Source organism: Embleya sp. NPDC005575, assembly GCF_040605455.1.
GTDB lineage: Bacteria > Actinomycetota > Actinomycetes > Streptomycetales > Streptomycetaceae > Embleya.
The window spans coordinates 1-5,990 of sequence record NZ_JBEXCV010000278.1; the positions used below are offsets into that span (position 1 = coordinate 1).

At 72.0% G+C, this 5,990-nt stretch carries 5 protein-coding genes; all 5 read left to right on the plus strand.

What is annotated here, in order from left to right; all coding sequences use genetic code 11:
* The first annotated feature begins 185 nt into the window (after window positions 1–185).
* The 5 genes from ABZS54_RS41700 to ABZS54_RS41720 all read left to right on the plus strand — a co-directional run bounded on the left by ABZS54_RS41700 (window position 186) and on the right by ABZS54_RS41720 (window position 5,857).
* Window positions 186–848: a hypothetical protein gene (locus tag ABZS54_RS41700; RefSeq protein WP_355548279.1), complete on the plus strand. Its 663-nt coding sequence runs from the start codon at window positions 186–188 to the stop codon at window positions 846–848.
* 55 nt (window positions 849–903) lie between these two features.
* Complete coding sequence (locus tag ABZS54_RS41705) at window positions 904–2,196, plus strand: ROK family transcriptional regulator (protein ID WP_355548282.1); 1,293 nt, start codon at window positions 904–906, stop codon at window positions 2,194–2,196.
* A 320-nt stretch (window positions 2,197–2,516) separates the two neighbouring features.
* Entirely contained in the window at window positions 2,517–3,554 is a 1,038-nt protein-coding gene (locus ABZS54_RS41710; protein ID WP_355548285.1) for an ROK family glucokinase, read from the plus strand.
* A 259-nt stretch (window positions 3,555–3,813) separates the two neighbouring features.
* Complete coding sequence (locus ABZS54_RS41715) at window positions 3,814–4,971, plus strand: alpha/beta fold hydrolase (RefSeq protein ID WP_355548288.1); 1,158 nt, start codon at window positions 3,814–3,816, stop codon at window positions 4,969–4,971.
* A gap of 208 nt (window positions 4,972–5,179) precedes the next feature.
* A complete protein-coding gene (locus tag ABZS54_RS41720; RefSeq protein WP_355548291.1) occupies window positions 5,180–5,857 on the plus strand; it encodes an MFS transporter in 678 nt (225 codons plus the stop codon).
* Window positions 5,858–5,990 lie beyond the last annotated feature (133 nt).

Genomic DNA, 5,990 nt, shown 5'->3' on the forward strand with positions numbered 1-5,990 from the left:
CCCGCTCTTCGTTACGCGAGCCCAAGGTGTACCCCTCCCGCGCGTCGCCCCACCCAAGAAACCAGGTGACGGCCCGGTGGCTCGGGGCCCCCCGCGACCCCCCCACCCACGGGATCCGATCGGCTCGGCCCCGAGCGGGCACGAACTCCGGATTGATGCAGGAAACGCAGGAATAGGGGACCCCGATGCGCAAGGGGAAGAACGAACGCGACCGCGAACGCACGGCCGCGAGGGCCTGCGAGGCCGTTGAGAAGTATTGCGGGATCGCGGCCGAGCACAACTCGGAGCTGCGACTGGGATCGGATTTCCGCAAGGACATCGAACTCCTCGCCGGATTCAACGATCTGCACTACGCCGCTCTCTACGCCGTTGTCGGGCGAAAGCCCGAAGCGCTCTGGATCGCAGCGGCCAACGCGAGCGGGAGCAACGTCTTCCTCCCGATGCCCACGCCCTCCACCCTGGTGCTCGGACTCGGTTCCTGCACTTTCCACGTCGTGCTCTATCTCAACGGACACCAGGAGCAGTACGCGCAACACCTCCACCACCGCCTGGAGCCGTGGGACCTGCTGCCGCGCAGGTACGCCGGGCGCGTCAATCTGCTTCCCCACAAGGAGAAGCGGGGCGAGGTCTGGTACTCCGGCGGAGGAAGGCAGCACCACAACGGACTGCTGCCCCGGGACCGTGACGGGCTCCGCGTGGGCGACCACGTCGAGTTCAGTCTGGCGTGGGACGCCAAGCGAAGGTCTTCGGTCGCGGTCCTGCTCACCCCACCCGGACAGCACGATCGCCGCCTCGGCGTCACCCCCATGCAGCGCGCGTTTCACGTGTCGGCGGAAACCGCCGCCTGAGAGAACGGATGTGTCGACCGTGCCCGTCAGCGATCAAGGAATCCCCGTCGAAGTCATGCTGCGCCAAGCGGGTCTGCGCAAGCGACGCGGGGAACTGATGACCCTTCAACTCCAGGCCCAACAACGCAACTGGGAACGCATCTTCGACACCATCGTCCGCGTCGACGGGCCGTTGGCGAAGGACATCGCCGAGATCACCGGCCTGGGCGGCAGCACGGTGACCGGGGTGCTACAGCGGATGGAGGAGAAGAACCTGATCACCCGCAAGCCCGTCGCCCCCGACGGGTCGAGGCGCCTCGGACGGTCCGCCCCGGTCCGCGTCGTCGCCGGCAGGCACTACCTCGCCGGGGTGGAGATCCGGCGCGACGGCCTCACCGGCCTGATCGTCGACCTGCGCGGCGAGCCCGTCGGCGAACCACGGGAACTCGCGCTGGCGCCCGTTCGCGGGCCCATGGACGTCGACATCCTCGTCGACGGCGTGCGTGACCTCGTCGACGAACTGACCCTGAACCTGCGCGAACTTCGCGACGACGCGCAGGCCCCGCTCCTGGGTCTGGGCGTCGAACTGGGCGGCCACATCGACGGCCGCAGCGGGGAGGTCGTCTGTTCCCCCCACCTCCAATGGGGGGAACACTGGGCGATCCCGCGGGTGCCGTTGCGCCGTCTCCTGCGCGCGGCCACCCGGCTGCACACCGTGGTCGACAACGACGCCAACGCGCTCGGCACGGCGCAGAGATGGTTCGGGGCCGCCCGCAACGAAGACTCGTTCCTCATGGTGCTCGTCACCCGGGACGGGGTCGGCGGGTCCGAGTTCCGCGACGGCCAACCCCATCGGGGAGCGACCGGCAAGGCCGGGGAACTCGGCCACATAGTCGCCGTCCCCGGCGGTGAGCCGTGTCGTTGCGGCAATCGCGGATGCGTGGAGGCCATGGCCACCGCGCCGGCGATCGTCAACGCCGCCGATGCCAAGGACCTGGACGAGGCCCGCGCACGCGCCGCCGGCAAGGAGGCCGGCGCCCGGAAGGCATTCGCCGACGCGGGCACCGCGCTGGGACGCGGCCTGGCCTCCATGATCACCTGCACCGACCCGGCAAAGATCATCTTCACCGGTGACGCCGTCACCGCGTCGGAGTCGGACGCCCACAGGCTCGTCCTGTACAGCGACGACTATCACGAGGCGATGCTGCGTGCCGTCGACGAGTACACCGTCTTCTCAGGTCCCCCGCCGGGCTCCTTCCTGCTCATCCAGGACAAGGAGCATTGGAACGGTCCCCGCGGCGCGGCAACCATGGTCATCCGCGACGTCATCGCGGGGGCCGTCGACGTCGGCGGGACCGCCCAGCGCTAGTGCCGTGGCCGGAGAGGTGTACCGGTTCCCGGCGCCCGGCACGGCCCCTCGCCGCACCGCCGCACCGCCGAAACGCCCGAGTACTTCGGTACGCGAACGTTCCGGCGGCACACCGAGGAACCGCACCGGACAGAACCGGTACTTCCGGCCACGGCACCAGCGCCACGCCCGATCCACCAGGATTCGCCGGACCGGACCCGGCGCTGCGCCCGGCAAACCTTCCCGGTCACGGCACCCGACCACCGCACCACCCGGGGATCGCCACAGCGCTCGCCGTACTTCCCGCACCACCCCAACGCCACAAGACGGAGCCTGCGCCCATGTCTGAAAACGTCCCCTCGGTTTCCGCGCAGAGCGCGGCATCGCCCACCCCCCGGCTCGCCATCGGCATCGACATCGGCGGCACCAAGATCGCCGGTGGCGTCGTGACCCCGTCCGGAGAGATCCTGCGGTACCTGCGCATCCCCACACCCCCCGGACGGGAGGGGACACCCATCGCCCTTCTGGAACTCATCGCCCGACTCCGGGCCGAGTACCCGGCGATCGGGGCCGTCGGGGTCGGCGCCGCGGGAATGGTCGAGTGGCCCGCCGGGCTCCTGCGCTGGGCGCCGAACAACGACTACCAGGAACTGCCTTTGCGGGACCTGCTGATCGAGCGCACCGGCCTTCCCGTCGTCGTGGAGAACGACGCCAACACCGCGGCCTGGGCCGAAGGGCGCCTCGGCGGCGGCGCCGGGCGCGACAACGTCGTCGTCCTCACCGTGGGAACCGGCATCGGGGGCGGGCTGATTCTGGACGGGGCCCTCTACCGCGGACACACCGGCATCGGCTCCGAGGTCGGCCACATCATCGTCAACCCGGAGGGCGGCAACATCTGCGGCTGCGGGGCCACCGGCTGCCTGGAGGCCCAGGCATCGGGAACGGCACTCGGACGCATGGCCCGCGAAGCCGTCGCCGCCGACCCCGACGGTGCGCTGGCGGGCTTCGCCCCGAGCCCCGACGAGGTGACCGGTGAGACCGTCTTCGCCGCGGCCGAACAAGGGGACCCCACGGCGGATGCCCTCTTCGAGCGGCTCGGCTTCTGGCTCGGCGCCGGTGTCGCCTCACTCGTCAACATCTTCGATCCCGAGATCGTCGTCATCGGCGGCAGCCTCGGAGCCACCGGGGATCACCTGTTCCGTCCCACCCGAGCCACCTTCGAACGCCTCGTCGTCGCCCGGGACCACCGAAAACTGCCCCCCATCGTCCCCGCCGCACTCGGCACCGAAGCCGGCATCGTCGGCGCCGCAATCCTCGCCCTGGCCGAACATCCCGCCGACCGCGACCACGTCCCGACCCCCGTCGCAGCCGTCAGGTGACGTCCCCTCCGCGATTCGGTACGGCCGCGATCGCGGCCGTACCCGCAGGGTACGTCGGGACGGTTCCCGGGGCCGTCGAGCCAAGGTGGGCCGACGCCGGCCCACGGGTGGGGACGAAGCCGGCCGGACCGAGGCACGATCCCCCTGGACGGGTGATAGCCGGCAGGTCTCACCGTCAGTCCGGCGGAATCTTGGACATCCGACCGATTCGGCGTCGATGATTCGTCGCACCGACCGAGCCTACGCAGGGGAGCAGCACATGGACCGCCGTGACCGGGGACGACGCGAGTTCGCAGGTCTGATGGGTGTGCCGACCGACGCCGCCCTGGCCGAGGTGCGGGCCCGCTCGCCGCAGCTGTACGACGGCATGGTGGACAGCGCCGGCGCCCTGACCAACGCCGAACTCGGGCGTGCCGACCGGGAATTGGCCACGGTCGCGATGCTGGCCGCGCTGGGTGGCGCCGAACCCCAGCTTGCCGTCCACGTCCGAGTGGCGCTGCGCCAGGGCCGCACCCCGGAGGAGTTGCTCGCGCTGTGCGAGCACGTCGCGCTGTACGCCGGGTACCCGCGTGCGCTGAACGCGCTCGCCGTGGTGGACGCGGTGCTGACCGAGGCGGGCATTGCCCGACCTGCCGCGCTGCGCCCGGTGACGCTGTCCGATCACGAGACGGTGGTGGCCGAACACGGCGCCGCGGGCCCGGCCGTGCTGCTGGTGCACTCGCTGGGCGTGGACTGGCGGATGTGGGAGCCGGTGGCGGCGCGACTCGCGGTCGGGCGTCGGGTGTTCGCGTACGACCTGCGCGGTCACGGGCGGGCCGCCGGTGCGCCCGCGGCCGGCGGCATGGCCGAACTGGGCGCCGATCTGCTCGGTGTGCTCGACGCGCTCGGCCTGGAACGGGCACACCTGGTCGGCCTGTCCCTGGGCGGCGCGATCGCGCAGACCGCCGCCGTTGTGTACCCGGACCGGGTCGCGTCGCTGGCCCTGCTCGGTGCGCCCGACCACCCGCTGCCCGAGGCGTTCGAGGCCCGGGCCCGGGCCGCCGAGACCGAGGGTATGGCGGCCCAGATCGCGCCGACGCTCACCCGCTGGTTCACCCCCGAGGCGTTGGCCGAGGATCTGCCCGGGGTGCGGTACGCACGCGAGCGCATCCGCCGCTTCGACCCGGCCGACTGGGCCGCGACCTGGCGGGCGTACCGGTCGCTGGACGTACGCGGACGGGTGGACGGTCATCGGCTGCCGACCCTGGTGCTGGCGGGGGAGCGGGACGCCGCGGCCGGGCCGGAGTTCATGGCGGGCGTCGCCGCGCGCATTCCCGGCTCGGTGTACCGGGAACTGCCGGGAACTCCGCACATGCAATCCCTGGAGCGGCCCGACCAGGTCACCGCGGTGCTGGCCGACTTCCTCCCGAAGTCCTAGGCGGGCACGGTCCGTTCGGCGGCTCGTGGGCGCGCCCGGGTGTGGTGGCCGGGGCCGATTGCGGGTTTCCGGGCGGGTTCGTTCGTAGCGTCGGCGCCGTGTCGACGACCCGACCGGGTTCCTGTGGTGCGACCGGCTGCCCCACGGTCGGCTCCGGGCCGTCGGTGCGGGCGCCGGTCAGGATGGCGTCGAGCAGGCCGGGATAGGGCTGTTCCGCAACCGCAGCCTCACCGTCGGGATGAGCATCACCTTCATCTACATGGCCACCTTCGGCGTGCTGCCGTACCTCCTCACCGTGCTGATGCAGAGCGTGCACGGCTACAGCGCGCTGGAGACCGGTCTCGCGTTTCTGATCCCCTCGGTGGCGATCGCCGCCGGCACCCAACTCGGCGAGCGGCCGGCCACCGGGATCGGCACCCGCGGCACGCTGTTGATCGGCTTCGTGATCGGCGCGGTGGGCACGGCCGGGCTCGCCGTCGGGTTCGACGCGGACGCCGGCTACGGCCTGCTACCCGGACTCGTGGTCTCCGGCGTCGGCCAGGGCATCGTGTGGACCGCGATGTGGATCGCCGCGGCCACCGGCACCTCGGCCGAGGAACAAGGCGTCGCCAACGGGATCGCGTCCACCGCGCTCAACCTCGGCAACGCCATCGGCCTCGCGGTGTTCACCGCGATCGCCGACCTCGGCACCGGAGGCAAGACCGGAGCGGCCCTGCGCACCGCCACCGCCGACGGCGAGTTCCTGGTGGTGCTGCTCACCGCCGCCGGCATGATCGGTGGCCTGCTCGGCACCCTGGCCCTGCGCCGGCAGCGCGGCGCCGAGACCGATCCGACGAAGACGACCGTCGGCGCATCGGTTGACGGCGAGGTACTCGCCACGCGGTGACCCGCCCGAGCCTGGAGCCGGTGCACACCCGGCGTTGTGGTACCCGGCCTGTCGCCGCCGCGGAGGGCCGACGCACCGCGCGTCGGTCGTCCGCGCCGGCGCGGGCTGCTGGGCCGGCCACACCCGGCCGCCC

Bases quoted from the DNA above. Each gene is read 5' to 3' on its own strand.
- ABZS54_RS41700 (WP_355548279.1), top strand. From the start codon at position 186: ATGCGCAAGGGGAAGAACGAACGCGACCGCGAACGCACGGCCGCGAGG.
- ABZS54_RS41705 (WP_355548282.1), top strand. From the start codon at position 904: ATGCTGCGCCAAGCGGGTCTGCGCAAGCGACGCGGGGAACTGATGACC.
- ABZS54_RS41710 (WP_355548285.1), top strand. From the start codon at position 2,517: ATGTCTGAAAACGTCCCCTCGGTTTCCGCGCAGAGCGCGGCATCGCCC.
- ABZS54_RS41715 (WP_355548288.1), top strand. From the start codon at position 3,814: ATGGACCGCCGTGACCGGGGACGACGCGAGTTCGCAGGTCTGATGGGT.